Here is a 17,401-nt window from a genome sequence, read left to right on the forward strand (position 1 = left end):
GGAATAACAAATAAATAGAGTACAAAATCTGATAAAGAGGGGTAGGCAAATTCGCATTATTCTAGCATGAAACATATCGCCTACGTGGATACTGCCTATTCTACTTTTGCGATAGACAAGCAGTTTGGCTGCGGCACTGCTTACAGCATGATATCGATTCTATGTTGTATAGAAAATAAGAACAAATGAATATCATTTCGCTTAGAGATTACATAAAGCTTTGGTTTTACAAATGAAAGTCAACGGTTGTTCTTACAAGTGCGACAGAGTTTACACCTGTACTACAAAAAGTTGCGTAAAGGCAGGTTGATAGTTGTCTTATAAATGTTAATTTGATTTCAGAAAGATAAGGTCTTCGTTAGTTTTGCTTATAAGTAAAAATTACTGCTTAAGTAGCTCAGACAGGTATTCTCGTATCAATATGAGGTAGTAGTTCAAGTTACTATATAAAACAAGCAGCTTGTATAAGAAGCGAATGTGACCTGTAAAACTATAGCTAACAAATACTCAATCATTAAGGATAATGTTATGAAATTAACCAAACTTGCTACTATCGGTACACTAGCCATTTCTGTTGCTGGCCTAAGTGCCTGTAACAACATGATGCCAGCGCAAAGCGCAGACATGAAAGCACCAATGCACAGCCAAAACATGGCAAAAATGAACGTCGTACAGGTTGCTCAGGGCAACTCTGATTTTTCAGTATTGGTAGAAGCAGTACAGGCAGCAGGCCTAACAGGCATGCTATCTGATCCTAACGCACACTATACTGTATTTGCACCAACTAACGCTGCATTCATGCAAGCATTGCAAGAAACAGGCATGACCAAAGCGCAGTTGTTTGCGAACAAGCCATTGCTAACGAAAGTTTTGGGCTACCACGTAGTTAGTAGCGACATGGCGATGTATGCCAAAGACGTCAAGCCAGGCAACGTCATGACTGCAAGCAAAGATACATTGATGGTTACCAACCAAGGTAAACTGATGGATGAAAACGGCCGTACTGCTAATATCGTAAAAACTGATATTGCAGCTACTAATGGTGTTGTACATGTTATCGATAGAGTACTACTACCTAAATAAGACCAGTAAAAAAACTCAAATTTTATAGTAAGGCTTGAGTAGTAGACAGCTATTATTTGATGAATTTATCATTGAATAATAGCTGTTTTAAGATTTAGGAAAGAACTGACAACGATTATTTAACCATTATGACAGATGTATCTTGTAAGTATTGATGTTCAGAAACGTGTTCGTATTTCAAATATCGCAATAACCAATATACAAGTTGATAATGCTGTATACGTGATTGATACAGTGCCACTACTTAAGTAAGTATCAATTAAAAATTAAACCGTTAGAATTGTAGTTATTGATATAGCGGACATAACATTATGACTGATTGATTGGTCATATTTACAATATATCAGTCACTGTTATATTTATTGAAAACAATCCATTGTTAAATAAATGACGCACCCAATTATATAAAAGGAAATACCCATGTTAAAGAAGAACTTATTATCTATCGCAGTCGTAACAGCAGCCATGTCACTAGCAGCCTGTAACGATACTGAAACCGTTGCTGAGCCAGTTGAGCCTGAAGTTACCACTGAAGAAGTGGCTATGGAGCCTGTTGTAGAGGCTGATCCAATGGTTGAAGCAGAGCCAATGGCAGACGATATGGATATGGAAGCGACGCAAACCATCGCAGAGCTAGCAGCAGGCAACGAAAACCTAACTATCCTAACAGCCGCGCTACAAGCAGCTGGTCTTGACAGCATGCTAATGGAAGACACTAAGTACACTGTATTTGCGCCAACCGATGATGCATTTGCTCCTGTACTAGAAAAACTAGGTGTGACCAAAGAAGAGTTGTTGGCCAATACAGACCTATTAAAAACAGTACTTCCTTACCATGTCGTAGCAATGGAAGTTCAAGCTGCTGATATCCCTTATGGTACTGATATTGAAACCGCGAATGGCAACACAATTTCTATCAGCGAAGATAACGTGATTACCGATGCTACTGGTGGTACAGCAAACATCACTGGTACAGACATCATGGCGACAAACGGCGTAGTACATACTATCGATGCAGTGTTGATGCCTGAGTAAACTATTCTGTAATGTAGGTTAGTCTTATGATTCACATTTGATAACGTTGAACCATAGAACTGATTTTACAGAGAAAGCCTAGCCATAGTGCTAGGCTTTTTTGTACTTATAAGATAATGAACCTGCAAGATAAGGAAATAGTCGTCACGTCTCAAACAACTAAAGCGCAATCTGATAATAAAAAAGCTACGAAAGTGCTTTGAGTGTTTAGATGACAAGAGCATATATCAGAAAAATACTTAGCGTTGCAGTTATCTTGGAAAAGATGAGCAGTTTTTCTGATATAAGCATAAAAGAGTAGGCTACTCGTTGGGCTACTGAAAGCAGATATTATTAAGAAGCATTTTGATTAGACAGGGTTGCTACTAGAGTGAAGGTTGCATGGGGGGTAAGGTTTAAACTTATCTAAACCTACTGCAATAGTCGTTACAACGGTATGTACGAAAATAAGACAACAAAAAAGCCCGAGACCATTGCCTCGGGCTTTTTATTAGAGTGAGCAGTACCTACTCTAAAACATACTATGCGTATTATCTACGTATATGTTATTTGCGTAGTGGATCTGCATTCATTCTTTTTTGCTCTTCTAGATGACGCTCTTCCCAATAAGGTGCATTCTTGATACCGAATTTAGCAGGATCAAAACTATAGCGTTTTACACCAGCTTTACGCTGTGCTTCGTAGTCTTTAAGCATGGTAAGGGTTGGACGTGCCACAATGAAGATAACCAAAATACCAACAATGTTGAGCCAAGCCATAAGACCAACACCAATATCACCAATTGCCCAGATGTAACCAGCTGAGTTTAGACCACCATAAGCAACCATTGCCATGATCAAGATCTTAACCAAGAATAGACCCGTTTTGTGCGCACCGCGACCGATGAAGCGAGTCAAGTAAGTGACGTTTACTTCAGCGATGTAGTAGTAAGCTAGGATAGTTGTAAAGGCAAAGAAGAATACAGCGACAGCGATAAAGGTATCACCGAATGAGCCGTATACTGATTCCATTGCCATCTGCGTAAAGGCAGGCGCGTTGATTTCAGTAGTCGCTGCAACGTTTTGAACGATGAACTGACCATCAGGTAGCGTACCTTGGATGTTGTATGTACCCATCGTTAGGATCATAAAGGCAGTAGCAGAACATACTAACAGTGTATCAACATATACTGAGAATGCCTGAACCAGGCCCTGCTGTGATGGATGCTCAACTTCAGCAGCAGCAGCAGCGTGAGGACCTGTACCTTGACCCGCTTCGTTAGAGTAGATGCCACGTTTTACGCCCCAACCAATCGCTGCACCAAAGCCTGCTTGTGCAGTGAACGCATCACCAACAATCATACCAAATACTTGTGGGATCATGCTGAAGTTAGCGAACATGATGATCAACGCTAGAACGATATAGCCAAGTGCCATGAAAGGTACGGCGTACTCGGTAAAGGTTGCAATACGCTTAATACCACCAAAGATGATGATACCTAGTACGACTAAGATAATAGCTAGTGCCACTAGACGCATAGAGCCGACTTCTAGGCCACCAACGTTCATGATCGTACCTTCGCCCATTACCTGTGCAAACGCACTGATAACACCGTTCGCCTGTACACCAGGTAGGAACATACCACAAGCTAAGATAGAAGAGATTGCGAAGAGGATGCCGTACCACTTTTGACCAAGGGCACGCTCAAAGTAATAAGCAGGGCCACCGCGATATTCGCCAGTTACCACATCTTTTTCTTTATAAATCTGTGCAAGGGTAGACTCGACGTAGGCAGTAGATGCGCCTAAGAAAGCCACAACCCACATCCAGAATACAGCACCTGGTCCACCGAAGCCGATAGCAGCAGCTACCCCAGCGATGTTACCCATACCCACACGTCCTGCGAGGGAAACGGCTAGTGCCTGAAATGATGAAATACCTTGTGCACTAGATTTACCAGTGAATAGGAGCTTGATCATTTCACCGAATAGACGCACCTGTACGAAGCGCGTCATGATGGAATAGAATAGACCAGCACCCAAACACAGATAGATCAGTGCTGGGCTCCAGATAATTCCATTTACTAAGTTAACTAAACCTTCCATATATATATTCCTAGTACTGTCTTGAGGTGGCTCTGTATGCTAGGAGTAAATTAACTGGTTAACTTACTTATCTAAGTTAAGCAGTTAAATTATCTGCATTGACTCATATCTTTATTAGTTAAGTCTCATACGTGTTTAGCCACCAAAAATGGACTGTAGTTGTCTGTATTTATCCGCTTGGCTTATCGACAATAAAACCATGTGCAGAGTACTTATCGTCGATAGCATTAATATCAGCTGCGTTTGTAAATGTTATACAGCATCAATTCGTGCGGTGTCCTATCATCACGCTATGAATGAGATGAGTCATCAGTTAACCCGCGGATAAAACAGGCGGTTATATAATTAAATACTCGTCATGATGATGGTATTCAATTTGCTATGAGCCATTACGATTGACTACACTGCTGATATGGCGAATTGATAGCATTAGAAGAGATTTGGTGGCTGGTTGACGTTTTTATGTCTCAGCTACCAACTCGCTAATACGTATCAAACTATAAGTCCACTACCAAATGTATTCAAACCGTACGGCTACGTAACTGCAATTTGCCATATTTTTATGCTAATTACTAGAAATTTCTTTGTAGAGAGCAGATATATTCAAATTTTATTTGATAGATACATTAGCAAGTTTTGGTTTGGATATAAATAATTGTTTGTATACATACAACTTTTCGTCTACTTGAACCGGTTTACTAACCTACCAATCTATGTACAGTCGCAAAATCAGATAACTGGTGACGCACGTGGTTGTGTTTTGGTAACGGTCAATTGTAAAAGCTTTGCGATAGCGCCATTATTATCATGACATCCTGTAAGCTATCGACATTATTAATCGATTACCAATATATAGAAGCTGTCGATATATGGAAGTTATCGATACGATCGTCGATAAGAATAACGAGTCTTGCGCATATTGTATTTTGACTGCTTATAAGCAGTCGCTTCGATATAAAATACAAAACATATGTGACTGCTCGATGATTATTGGGATATATACGCAAAAATTATTAAAAATGGGTTATTAGATATTTGTTATTTATCATTATTAGGAGAAACAAAGATGACGCGCAAATCAATTATGAAGCCGATGTTGCTAGCAGCACTATTGACAACCTCTACGGTCGGTCTAAGCGGTTGTGGTTATAACAACTTACAGGCGCAAGATGAACAAGTAACAGCGTCGTGGTCAGAAGTGGTCAACCAATATCAGCGTCGCAGTGATTTGGTGCCAAACTTAGTCAAGGTTGTACAGCAGTATGCTGAGCAAGAGCAAGAGGTCTTCACCCAAGTAGCTGAAGCTCGCTCACGTGCTGGCGGTATTACTGTGACACCTGAAGTACTGAACGATCCAGAAGCAATGGAGCGTTACGCTGCGGCGCAAGAGCAAATGACTGGGGCGCTGTCACGTTTAATGGCAGTATCTGAGCGATATCCTGAACTAAAATCAGATGCGTTGTTCCAAGATCTGCAGGCGCAGTTAGAGGGTACAGAAAACCGTATTGCTGTATCTCGTAATCGCTACATCCAAGAAGTGCAAGGTTACAATACAACGGTGCGCCAGTTCCCAACCAATATCACGGCAAAAGTATTTGGCATGGATACCAAGCCAAACTTCAGTGTTGCTAATGAGGAAGCTATTTCGACCGCACCCAGTGTCGACTTTGGAGATTCTGCAGCAGCAGAGTAGTACTGGTCAAAAATATACAAAATAGAGCGGTGTATGCCGCTCTATTTATTTAGCTGATGACGTAATGACGCCTAGCTAATGTCTATCAATCTGTAAAAATGTCATTTGAGGTGGTATAGATTAGATGAATAATTCAAAAGCAATCTTATCAGCATTATTGTTGACACTGAGCATCGGTGGAACATCAGTGCTACATGCTGCACCAGGTGATGATATTGGCAATGCTGCTGCGACAGATAGTAGCTCAAATCTACAAAACCGTAGCGTTGAAGATCTGGTAGCCATTGTAAAAGCAGGAGAGTCTAACGAAGCTATCAATGATGCAGTATTGAATAATGATGCCATTAATGGTGCGGTCTTAGGTAATGATGCTATCAATCCAAGCGCGGCGAATGATGAGGCAACAGCTGAGGCACAAGCCCAACCACCAGTAACCTCAAGCGCCCAGAGCGTCGATGCCGATAAACTCATACTCAATGAGCCAGTTGTCGATCAGGCCAATATCCTAAACCCACAAGAAAAACAGCGTTTAGAGGCGCAGCTGAGAAATATCTATCAGCAAGGGCTGGCTCAAGCAGCAGTTGTCATCGTACCGACGACCAATGGCTTACCTATATTTGATTATGCTTTACAGATTGCAGAGAAATGGGAGCTAGGTGATGACGCTATCGATGATGGCTTGCTCATCGTCGTCGCAGTCAACGATCGTGATATGTATATTCTAACTGGTTATGGACTGGAGGGTGTGCTCCCAGACGCGGCAGTCAACCGTATTATTAGAGAAGATATCACACCACTATTTAAACAGAATAACTATGGTGGTGGGATACTGGCAGGTGTGGATGCGCTCAAAACACGTCTGAGCGCTGATCCTGAAGTGCTGGCACGTGCTGATGCACAAGCTGCAGAGCGTAATGCTCAGCAAAGTTCAGAGGAGATGCCATCTCCTATTTTCTTATTTATTATGGCGATGATATTTGGTAGCTTTATCACCAATATCCTGGGCCGAGTGTTTGGCTCGATTGTCACGGCAGGTGGATTTTTTGCTGGTTCGTTGGCATTAGGCGGCGGCTTTTTTATGACGCTGATTATGGCGATATTTATATGGATGTTCTTGATTTCGCGTGGCGGCGGTGGTGGTAAAGGCGGCGGCGGTAAAGGTGGACGCAGAGGTGGTATGATCTTCTTGCCTGGTATGGGCGGTGGAAGTGGTGGCGGCTTTGGCGGCGGTGGTTTTGGTGGCGGCGGCTTCGGCGGCGGCGGTGGTGGTTTTGGTGGCGGCGGCGCTGGTGGCTCGTGGTAAGTGCCCATTAAGTTCTACGTAATAGACCAAAACAACCATCAGAACGATATATTTGAGGAAATAATATAATGGCAGAAAACCACGCTACAAACTCCGTTTCAACTTCTAGCTCGACATCCAGCTTTGCTCGCTGGTGGCGTCAGGTCTTGTTTGTCCCGTTACTACACAGTAAGTGGCTAACAGCAGCAGCTCGGGCACGTCTCACAGAAGCAGTGACACGAGCTGAGCTTGGACACCGCGGTGAGGTTTTTTTGATTGTAGAAAATCACTTGCCTATTCAAGATGCCTATCACATGGATTGCCGAGAGCGTGCGATTGATTTGTTCAGTGAGTATCGAGTTTGGGATACTGAAGAAAACACAGGCGTTCTAATTTACGTCAATATCTGTGAGCATCAGCTAGAGATTGTCGCTGACCGCGGTATTAGTGCTCACGTTAGCCCGACTGTTTGGCGTGCCATGTGCGAAAAGGCAGTATCAGGTATTGCCAGTCAAAAAACAGAAGAGAGTTTGGCTGACTTACTCGATGAGGTAGGACAGCTACTGCGTCAGTATTATCAGCTCGAACATGACCCAGCAGGCAATGAGCTGTCTGATACCGTGGTATTTTTAAAATAGCAGTGACCTGTAAGCTGTGTATATGATAGTTGGCTCTATAAATAGGGTGACTGCTTGATTTACATGAGCAAAGGGTATGAGCAAAGCGTTTTGTTTTAGGCGATATGATTTTGATGCTAAAATAGAGCCTCTAGCGATAAATAATGCCTGATATATGTACGGTTGGAATACAGTACAAGAATATATAGCATTGATGACAAGCACGTCTCGATAACACCATTATTGGAATACTATGATTGAATTAATAAAGAAACTACCAAAAGCTGAGCTACACCTACATATTGAAGGGTCATTGGAGCCTGAGCTGATGTTCAGACTGGCCAAAAAGAACAATGTGGAAATTCCTTACAAAGATATAGAAGACGTACGCAACGCTTACAACTTCACCAATTTGCAAACCTTTTTGGATATCTACTATGCGGGTGCAAATGTATTACTTACCAAAGATGATTTCTACGATTTGACGTGGGAATATATTTTGAAGTGTGTCGAAGACAATGTCGTTCATACAGAGATATTCTTTGATCCGCAGACACATACAGAGCGCGGCGTGCCATTTGATGCGGTAATCACAGGTATCAAAGAAGCGTTAGCAGACGCTAAAGAAAAGTATGGCATCACTTCTTGCATCATCATGTGTTTCTTGCGCCATTTATCGCAAGAAGAAGCATTTGAGACCCTAGAGCAAGCACTAGATTACAAAGATGACATCATCGGGGTTGGTCTTGACTCTTCAGAATTGGGTAACCCACCATCGAAGTTCAAGGAAGTCTTCAAAAAAGCCAAAGAAGAAGGCTTTAAATTGGTGGCACATGCAGGCGAAGAAGCAGATTTTTCATATATTTATGAAGCACTTGATCTGCTAAATATCAATAGAATCGATCATGGCGTACAGTCTATAAAGAGCCCAGAGCTGATGCAAAGACTCAAAGACGAGCAGATGCCGTTGACCGTTTGCCCAAACTCAAACATCGAATTGAGAGTGTTTGATACTTATAAAGAACACAATATCAAAGAGCTCTTAGACTATGGTCTCAATATCAGTGTCAATTCAGATGACCCTGCGTATTTCAAAGGCTACGTGAACCAAAACTTTATCAATCTACATGAGAATCTACCAATCACAGAAGAAGATATTGTCAAATTGGTAAAGAACTCTTTTAGATCTGCGTTCATCAGTGATGAGCTAAAAGACGCTTATTTAGCGAAAGTTGATCTGGCGCTGGATTAGGCGTTACAGAATTTTTAATCGAAAAGGCTTAACGGTTTTTATAAATCGTTAAGCCTTTTTTATTGTTTATCCCGCAATAATATTTATCAGTAGTAGCTATTATAAAGACGTAATCTCTTCTATAAGTAATGGCAAGATGACGCCAGCCTTTTCTGCTAATGTGATATCGACTATGGTATTGGGTGTTGGGTCGGGGTTTATCTCAATGAGTTGCGCGCCGTTTTGTTTGGCTAACTGTGATAACCCAGCAGCAGGGTAGACCAAGCTTGAGGTACCGATACTAATAAACACATCACATTTGGCAGCTGCTTTTTCTGCAGTCTCCCACGCCTGCGCGGGCAACGTCTCTCCGAACCATACAATATCTGGTCTAATATAGCCGTTGCAATGTGGACAAGTAATCAGCTCATCTTCAAAACTTACAGTATCTTGGCCATCGTATGATGCTCTTAATGGATCTTGGTAGGGTATCTCACACTGTCCACAACGATTGCGCCATAGATGACCGTGTAAGTGAGTAAGCGTACTGCCTGCTTGCTCATGCAAATCATCGACATTTTGGGTGATAAGGGTCACTTGCTGATCGGAGGTTTGTGCATGATACTGCCACTGGGCCAGCGCATGATGTGCTGAGTTAGGTACTTTGTCTGCGACTATCTGTCTGCGCCACTGATACCATGACCATACTAGCTCTGGATCTCGAGCAAACGCATCAGGTGTGGCTAAGTCTTCGACACCGTAGTTTTCCCACAGTCCAGTTTGTTTATCTCGAAACGTAGGGATACCGCTCTCTGCTGAGATGCCAGCCCCAGTCAAGATACAGATACGTGATTGTGCTGCCAACAGTTTTGCTGCACGTTTTACTTCTGCTATTAACGCTGGTGATAATTCTGCTAACATGAGCCAACCCTTGCTAATAATGGATATTTTTTCTTATGATAGACGGAATTTGGTGGCTTGTCATACTGTTTGCGGTCATTGCAATCTTGTGGTTTATTGCAAAGTCCCGCGGAGTAAAGACAAGTAAAAAGAGTGGTAACCAGTCAAAAAGAACAACACCTAATGATGCCTTGCACAAGACATCCGCATTATTAAAGCAGTATTTCCCTGATTACAACGTTGCCCGCAAGGTGAATCATTTGCTTATTAGCAAACAAGGCAGAAAAGTCGCGATGATTACGATCGATAAGAAGATTGCCGCAAGTCAGCGCCGTCTAGGAGATGTGCCAGTGATCAATTATCACCGTGTACCCAGCCGTGCTCAACTGACTGCCAATTTGCAAGAGGCAGAGTAGGCTTGTATAAAGTATATGGACACAGAAACGCCAGCACTTAGAAGTATTACCTTGCTATGTACTTATCTGTAGCAGATAGTGGATGTCATGCTAGGGAAGGGTGAAACACAATGATTGGTGCGCTCGGCGGGAATCGAACCCACGACCCTCGGCTTCGGAGGCTGGAACCACCATATTTCGTTAAATGACTTTGATGTATATAAACCTACTATACATTATAAATAAAGGGATAGGAAGGATTTTATGCCATGACGTTTAGCGTATTTTAAAGTATTTTATAGCAACATTGATATCAATTTTGGTCACTAGTTAAGTATATAATTAAATCATTTTTTATAGTATTAATGTACGTATTTTATACTTAACTTTTTCAGAAATTACTGATTAAGCGAATTATTAACTCATCAAAGTAATATTGGAAGAAATTACTGTAGAAATGGGCTGCTATAATTTCGAAAAAATAGTCAGGTATTTCAGCCGTAGTTTAGATCTTAACGATTTTTCGAATGCGTTGAAGAAACGGTTCTGGACTACACTTGCAAATACTCTGATATTGAGTTTTTGACAACAACGTTTTGAGTTTATCTTCTTTTGATTTACCTTGTTAAGCCATCAATAATCCTACAGTAACCTCAAAAAAATACTCATCTTTGATAGTGATACCAACCGTACCTTTATGTGCATTAGCGATAGCCTGCACGATAGACAATCCCAACCCTGTACCTGCATACTTATGGCTAGTTCTATCATGACGATAAAATCGCTCGAATAATTTATCGGCTTGACTCTGATCTAACGGTTTGTCTAAACGATTGGTTATCGTTAGTCTTAACCATGGCTGCTGTGAGGGCCGAACCTCGTCTTCTGCTACATTAATTGAGGTGGTTGAGGTGAAGACGGTAGCGGATATCATGATAGTACTATCACTAGCTGCGTAATAAATGGCATTTGACATCAGGTTGGCAAACAGCCGTTGCAATAAGCCTTCATCACCTAATACTCTTTCGAAATTACCCGATTTCTCAAAAATTATCCCTCGATCTTCTGCAATCATTTCATAGTAATCAACGAGCTTTGTAATTAAGCTGACTGTATCCACGTGACTGATTTGCGAGTCACTTAATCCTTTCTGAGTTTTTGCCAGTAGCAACATATTGTTTATCATAGCCGACAGCTGCTCTAACGTATCATGCTGATGATGTAGCTGCTCAATGTATTCATCGCCAGCTCTTGGCTTAGTTAACATGACCTGCGTTTGTGTACTAAGCGTCGCTATTGGCGTACGTAGCTCATGAGCGATATTGTCTGAAAATCGTGACAAAGATTCAAAGTTGCTTTCAAGCTTGACCATCATCGAATTATAAGACTCTGCTAGTGGCCGCAGTTCTAACGGCATATCGTCAACCCCAACTCTTTCGTCTAACCTTTGGAGGTTTATGCCTTTCATTTTTTGTACGATAGTGGCCAGAGGAGCAAAACCCCAATAAACACTTAATGCCGCTACTGAAACTAATAATAAGGTGATGGCAGTAAGTATCAAGCTCAGCTGGCGATTGAACTGGATAAGATATTGATGATGCACATCGATAGGTAATGCAATAAACGCCAAAACCTCTTGATTTGGAATAATAATTGCTCGGTAATGCCTATTATTTATCTTGATCATAAACTGCTGATCGTGATGATCCTGCCATAGTGATAACAAGCTAAAATCGGGCGGTAAATTATGAATGAAATTACTAGGGTCACTGGATAATAATTTGCCTTTTTTATCTGCTACTAAGGTTTTTAAATCATAATCTAGCCAAGAGGAATGCAAGTGATTGTCATTAATGAGTGATTGGGACTTTGACACTGTGAATGGTTCTATGTGATCGTTAACATCAATCATGCGTTTGCGCAGGTTAAAAGCCGCATGGGTGATAATCTCTGAGTCCATTTGCTCAAAGTGTCCACTCACAGAGCGCTGCACCCACGCATAGATGATGACCTGAGAGATGATAACGAAGACTGTCAATAAGAAAATAGTTCGCCATAGCAATGACCAGCGCCGATTTTTGAGTTTATAGTTCATGCTATTTAGAATAGTCTCCGTCCGCACCACTTTGGACTTCAGTAGCTAGTGCCTCCAATCGGTAACCCATACCACGCACAGTATGAATCAGCTTCGCCTCATGCTCATCGTCTATTTTTATACGAAGCCGCCTGATCGCCACATCAATCACATTGGTATCATTTTCAAAGTTCATATCCCATACTTGAGAGGCGATGACTGAGCGTGGTAGGACTTCACCTCGGCGCTCTAATAAAAACTGTAATAATGAGAACTCTTTTGCGGTCAATTTAATAGGCTGGTCTCTTCTATGTACGGTACGCTTTGCAATATCCATTTTGAGATCTGCTATTTGCATGATCGTACTTTGATAATCGACTTGATTGGCACGTCGCAATAAGCTTTTTATTCTGACTATCAATTCTGCAAATGCAAAAGGCTTGGTTAAATAATCATCGCCACCAATCTCAATCCCTCTTATCTTATCGCTTAAGTCATCTTTTGCCGTTAAAAATAGCACGGGAGTATGCTTACCTGCAGCTCGGTAGTTACGCACCAGCTCAAAGCCACTAACATCCGGTAGCATGACATCCATCAGTATCACGCTAAATTCTTCAGTCATCAATGCGTGATAGCCATCTAGGCCTGTTAGATGATGATCCACAATAAACCCAGCTTCAGTTAAGCCTTTTTTTATATATTCGCCAAGCTTCAACTCGTCTTCTACCAGCAGTACTTTCATAGTAATTCCTCAGTACGATTATAATTATTTAATGTTTTAACCCACACAGATGACAAAACTGACTGGTAGCTGACAAAGATGTCATCTGTTCGTAATCAGATTGTCAGTCTTCTTTTGCTAATCTGTATGAATGAAACATAGTTGTTCATACCTAGCGACTATGAATTATTTTCACAGGTAATCAATTCAAATATCTAACAACTTACAAAAGAGGTTTTACATGAAAACATATGGTTCATTCAAAAAAGCAGTACTGCTATCGGCTTCTGTACTTATTGGTATTACTGCGGCTAATGCGCACACTACCGAGCTAAGTACTTCAGTCATCAATAACTGTGATGCGGTTACTGACTTTGCAAAAAACTTGGATCACAACGATGCTCAAGTTTCTAGTACGCAAATGAAGCGCTATAATGATGCACGAGTGGCTTGTGAGATCGAACACAAAGATCAGCATCTACAGTCTGAAAAGTATTTCGTAGATAAGTATGGACGTGATCGTGATTCTAATGCTGCCTCAATACTAAATGAATACAAGCAACATTAAAAACTAAAAACAGCAAGATGACAATATTGTAATCTTGCTGTCATCTCTCTGTCAGAATCAATGAAGTATGCTTTAAAATAACTTAACACCCCAAAGATTTTTTGACTTTATACCAAATCAAATAAGGATTTACCATGTCATTATTCAAATCAATGCCACTATCTAAATCAATCGTAGCCACTGCTATAGCCTTAGTTGTTTCAACGTCAGCTTTGGCACATGACCCAAAAATGCATGCGCAGAAAGATCAGATGAACTGCGAAAAGATGGAAAAACACATGGATATGATGGGAAAAATGGATCATAGCAAAATGGATATGAACGATCCTGCTATGAAAGCCATGATGACCAACATGAGCAAAATGAAAGCGATGTATCAAAAGCACTGTGTTACTAGTAAAAGTGACTCTTAGGCATTGATCTTATAGAAGTGGATCGTAGAAATTCAATATTATTGTTAGATGGTTTTGTCGAGCAGTAATTGGATATTAACAAAAATGGATTTTTAGGACAAACCTATGAAGTTTTTACTAGGAATACTGTTTACCGTCTTTGTCGCGATTGTGGGTATTTTTATTGTAGTGACTAGTGGTGTGATAAATATCGGCGCTGATCAAGCCCATAGTCCGCTAGTTTACAATTTTTTAGAGACTGCCCGCACGCGTTCAATAGCGAATGCTAGTAAGGACATTACGGTTCCCAACTTAGAAAAGACAGAAATGATCAGCTCGGGCGGTGCCGATTACAAAGATATGTGTGCAGGGTGTCACTTGTCTCCTGGGGTGGAAAGCACTGATTTTAGCGCCAGTTTATATCCTAAGCCGCCAAGTTTTACCAATGTTGACTTGGTTAAACGCTATAAGACCGATGCCGGTGCTCAGCAAGCTTTTTGGGCCATCAAACACGGCATTATGGCATCAGGTATGCCAGCATGGGGCGCTTCGCACGATGACGATAGAATGTGGGCAATGGTTGCTTTTATCAGATCGTTACCTGACTTAGATGAAAATCAGTACACCATGCTAACGACTAGGATAGACGATGATGTGTTGGACATGTCATTTGATGGTGAGATGGATATGTCTGGTGATGGATCCGGCATGCAACATTGATTATTCGTAAGAAATGCAGTACTCAAGAGTGCTGCCTTTTGCGATTTGAGTTTTAAGCTTTACCAATACCACTTTGGTCAGTGTTACGGCTTTAATTTTTATAAATTTGATCGTCAGATAAATGCTCAGGAGTGATTTTATGAGACGCTATACCAATATATTTTCTAGTGAACACAACCGGTTATCTGGTCGTGTTCTTTTAGTGATGATGACATCTTCACTATTATTAGCGGCTTGTAGTCAACCTAACGCTGCTGCTGACTCAACACCAGCGACTGAGCCAACTACCGCTACGCAAACCGCGCAAACAGAGCAACCAAAAGCGGAAATAATGCCTGTCAGTGCTCATTCAGACACCCAGCCAACTATCCTAAAAAATATCTCAGTCACCGTTTATAAAGATGCCAATTGTGGCTGCTGTAAAGAATGGGTCGGTTATGCCGAAGGTCATGGCCTAAATGCAACCGCACAGAACGTCGAAGATTTGTCCTTGTTTAAAGAGCGCTACAGCGTACCGCAGCAGATGCGCTCTTGTCATACCGCTGTCACTACTGACGGCTACGTATTTGAAGGTCATGTCCCTGCCAAATATATGGCACAGTTCCTAAAAAACCCACCAAGTGATGCGATCGGTCTTGCCGTACCTGGGATGCCAGTTGGTAGCCCTGGTATGGAATATCAAGATAAATTTATGCCGTATAAAGTGATGCAGCTTAACAAAGATGGCTCAACAGCCATTTATGCAACCATTGAGTCACCGCAGCAGCAATTATAGTTTGAGTGACGTTTAAATAGCTTATCCAGCTCTACTAATGGGCTGTCGAAGACATAAGCTTGACTGATAAATATATAGACTCAACTCCCATTTCATGGATTAAGTTAGGTAAATAATTATGAACAAGAATATGCTTAACCGCAGGCGTTTTTTGACAGGGTCCTCTACTCTATTAGGGGCATCCATGCTATCCACACTGCCATCTATTGCCAATAGTGCGCTCGGTAAAGGTCAACAAAACGTAGCCGTCAACAGTGATAAATCTGACCATATCGTACCTATCCTAACCGGTAATGAGTTTGACCTGTATGTCAGCAAGAAGCCCGTTACTGTCAATGGCAAGTCGAGTATGGCAACCCTCATCAATGACTCGCTGCCAGCGCCAACGCTAAAGATGCAAGAAGGTGATACCGTGACCATCCGTGTCCATAACCAGATGAATGAGTCGACCTCTATTCACTGGCATGGCTTGCTCGTCCCATTTGAGATGGATGGGGTGCCAGGTATCAGCTTTGATGGTATTCCTGCGAACAGTACCTTTACCTATAAATTCAAACTCATTCAATCGGGTACGTATTGGTATCACTCCCATACTGGCTTTCAAGAGCAAACTGGAATGCGCGGCGCTATCGTCATTGAGCCTAAAGGCCGCGAACGTCATCCAGTCGCCGAAGATCACGTGATTTTATTGAGTGATTGGACACATCGTGATCCGCATAACTTGCTAAAGCTATTAAAGCAGCGCGCTGACTTTGATAACTACCACTTGCCAGATTTTAAAAAGCTATTGTCTGATATTGCCGCAACAGATTTAGAAGCCGCTTATGACAAGCGCAAAATGTGGAATAAGATGCGCATGATGCCGACAGATTTTACGGATCTGTCTGGTGAGAAGACATTCACTTACCTTATGAATGGTAAAACCACCGCCGCCAATTGGACACAGCTAGTGAAAGCGGGACAGCCCGTCAAACTGCGCTTTATCAATGGCTCGGCGCAGACGATATTCGATGTGCGTATACCGGGTCTGAAGATGACAGTCGTCTCAACGGATGGTAATGATGTCGCGCCTGTCGATGTTGATGATTTCCGCATTGGGGTGGCTGAGACTTATGATGTCATCGTCACGCCGACCAAAGATGCACATACCATATTTGCCCAAAACATTGATCGTTCGGGCTATGTCGCGACCACGCTTGCGACCAAAAAAGGCGCTCGTGCTGCAATACCTGCTATGGATAAGATCGAATGGCTGACCATGGCTGATATGATGGGGGCTATGGGTGACAAAGGCTACAAAGCAAAGCACGCTAAGACCGAGTACGACTTTAAATCTGATATGCGTGTCGACAGTCCACGTATGAACCTCGATGACCCCGGTATTAACCTGCGTGATATTAATAGAAAGGTGTTGACTTATGACCAATTGCGCTCCGTGGATGAGCAAGTACTGGCAGAGCAGCGCAAACCTACTAGAGAGATCGAATTACATTTGACTGGCAATATGGAACGCTATATTTGGGCGTTAGATGGTGTCATGTTTAAGGATGCAACGCCTGTCAATATTAAACCTAACGAGCGCGTACGCATTACCTTAGTCAATGACACCATGATGAACCATCCGATGCACCTGCATGGTATGTGGAGCGACTTGCGAACCCCATCTGGAGACTTTCAGGTACGTAAGCATACGATTGTGGTGCAGCCAGCGCAAAAGATTAGCTTCGATGTGACGGGTGAAGTTGGACGATGGGCATGGCATTGCCATCTGCTTTATCACATGGAAGCCGGTATGTTCAGAGAAGTTGCCGTCGTTTAACAAACCTTCGAA

The 17,401-nt window shown here is 42.0% G+C and carries 16 protein-coding genes; 12 read left to right on the forward strand and 4 right to left on the reverse strand.

All coding sequences use genetic code 11. The annotated features are described in order from the left end of the window. Nucleotides 1-528 precede the first annotated feature (528 nt). Nucleotides 529-1,083, forward strand: a complete 555-nt coding sequence (locus AC5JPY_RS10335; protein WP_319051748.1) for a fasciclin domain-containing protein — start codon at nucleotides 529-531, stop codon at nucleotides 1,081-1,083. Nucleotides 1,084-1,503: 420 nt separating this feature from the next. Continuing rightward, the gene (locus AC5JPY_RS10340; RefSeq protein WP_493852412.1) at nucleotides 1,504-2,118 is read left to right on the forward strand and encodes a fasciclin domain-containing protein; all 615 of its coding nucleotides are present in this window, start codon (nucleotides 1,504-1,506) and stop codon (nucleotides 2,116-2,118) included. Between the two features lie 545 nt (nucleotides 2,119-2,663). Here the strand turns inward: AC5JPY_RS10340 and AC5JPY_RS10345 are convergent. Further along, entirely contained in the window at nucleotides 2,664-4,202 is a 1,539-nt protein-coding gene (locus AC5JPY_RS10345; RefSeq protein ID WP_319051746.1) for an alanine/glycine:cation symporter family protein, read from the reverse strand. 1,066 nt (nucleotides 4,203-5,268) lie between these two features. Between AC5JPY_RS10345 and AC5JPY_RS10350 the strand changes: the two genes are divergently transcribed. From AC5JPY_RS10350 to AC5JPY_RS10365, 4 genes are all read left to right on the forward strand, one after another. After that, a complete protein-coding gene (locus tag AC5JPY_RS10350) occupies nucleotides 5,269-5,895 on the forward strand; it encodes a LemA family protein (RefSeq protein ID WP_443527198.1) in 627 nt (208 codons plus the stop codon). A 124-nt stretch (nucleotides 5,896-6,019) separates the two neighbouring features. Beyond that, nucleotides 6,020-7,198, forward strand: a complete 1,179-nt coding sequence (locus tag AC5JPY_RS10355) for a TPM domain-containing protein (protein ID WP_493852413.1) — start codon at nucleotides 6,020-6,022, stop codon at nucleotides 7,196-7,198. A 68-nt stretch (nucleotides 7,199-7,266) separates the two neighbouring features. Continuing rightward, complete coding sequence (locus AC5JPY_RS10360) at nucleotides 7,267-7,815, forward strand: TPM domain-containing protein (protein ID WP_493843681.1); 549 nt, start codon at nucleotides 7,267-7,269, stop codon at nucleotides 7,813-7,815. A gap of 232 nt (nucleotides 7,816-8,047) precedes the next feature. Continuing rightward, nucleotides 8,048-9,046: an adenosine deaminase gene (locus AC5JPY_RS10365; RefSeq protein WP_493852414.1), complete on the forward strand. Its 999-nt coding sequence runs from the start codon at nucleotides 8,048-8,050 to the stop codon at nucleotides 9,044-9,046. A gap of 99 nt (nucleotides 9,047-9,145) precedes the next feature. Here the strand turns inward: AC5JPY_RS10365 and AC5JPY_RS10370 are convergent, their stop codons facing one another. After that, the gene (locus AC5JPY_RS10370; protein ID WP_493852415.1) at nucleotides 9,146-9,946 is read right to left on the reverse strand and encodes an NAD-dependent deacylase; all 801 of its coding nucleotides are present in this window, start codon (nucleotides 9,944-9,946) and stop codon (nucleotides 9,146-9,148) included. 35 nt (nucleotides 9,947-9,981) lie between these two features. On the opposite strand from AC5JPY_RS10370, the gene AC5JPY_RS10375 reads away from it, so the two are divergent. Further along, nucleotides 9,982-10,341: a hypothetical protein gene (locus tag AC5JPY_RS10375; protein ID WP_493852416.1), complete on the forward strand. Its 360-nt coding sequence runs from the start codon at nucleotides 9,982-9,984 to the stop codon at nucleotides 10,339-10,341. 604 nt (nucleotides 10,342-10,945) lie between these two features. On the opposite strand, the gene AC5JPY_RS10380 is transcribed toward AC5JPY_RS10375, so the two are convergent. Then, a complete protein-coding gene (locus AC5JPY_RS10380) occupies nucleotides 10,946-12,415 on the reverse strand; it encodes an ATP-binding protein (RefSeq protein WP_443527192.1) in 1,470 nt (489 codons plus the stop codon). Nucleotide 12,416: 1 nt separating this feature from the next. After that, nucleotides 12,417-13,136, reverse strand: coding sequence for a heavy metal response regulator transcription factor (locus tag AC5JPY_RS10385; protein WP_493852417.1), 720 nt, complete (start codon nucleotides 13,134-13,136; stop codon nucleotides 12,417-12,419). A 220-nt stretch (nucleotides 13,137-13,356) separates the two neighbouring features. Here AC5JPY_RS10385 and AC5JPY_RS10390 point away from each other — a divergent pair, with 220 nt between their 5' ends. The 5 genes from AC5JPY_RS10390 (at nucleotide 13,357) to AC5JPY_RS10410 (ending at nucleotide 17,389) form a co-directional block, all read left to right on the forward strand. After that, nucleotides 13,357-13,683, forward strand: a complete 327-nt coding sequence (locus tag AC5JPY_RS10390) for a hypothetical protein (protein WP_189585232.1) — start codon at nucleotides 13,357-13,359, stop codon at nucleotides 13,681-13,683. A 134-nt stretch (nucleotides 13,684-13,817) separates the two neighbouring features. Then, nucleotides 13,818-14,096 (forward strand): hypothetical protein, encoded by a 279-nt coding sequence (locus AC5JPY_RS10395; protein WP_201588556.1) that lies wholly within the window; start codon nucleotides 13,818-13,820, stop codon nucleotides 14,094-14,096. Nucleotides 14,097-14,201: 105 nt separating this feature from the next. Further along, nucleotides 14,202-14,795, forward strand: a complete 594-nt coding sequence (locus AC5JPY_RS10400; RefSeq protein ID WP_371532719.1) for a c-type cytochrome — start codon at nucleotides 14,202-14,204, stop codon at nucleotides 14,793-14,795. A gap of 139 nt (nucleotides 14,796-14,934) precedes the next feature. Further along, a complete protein-coding gene (locus AC5JPY_RS10405; RefSeq protein WP_371532718.1) occupies nucleotides 14,935-15,570 on the forward strand; it encodes a DUF411 domain-containing protein in 636 nt (211 codons plus the stop codon). A gap of 118 nt (nucleotides 15,571-15,688) precedes the next feature. After that, nucleotides 15,689-17,389, forward strand: a complete 1,701-nt coding sequence (locus tag AC5JPY_RS10410; RefSeq protein WP_290176791.1) for a copper resistance system multicopper oxidase — start codon at nucleotides 15,689-15,691, stop codon at nucleotides 17,387-17,389. Nucleotides 17,390-17,401 lie beyond the last annotated feature (12 nt).

Source organism: Psychrobacter sp. H27, from assembly GCF_059072655.1.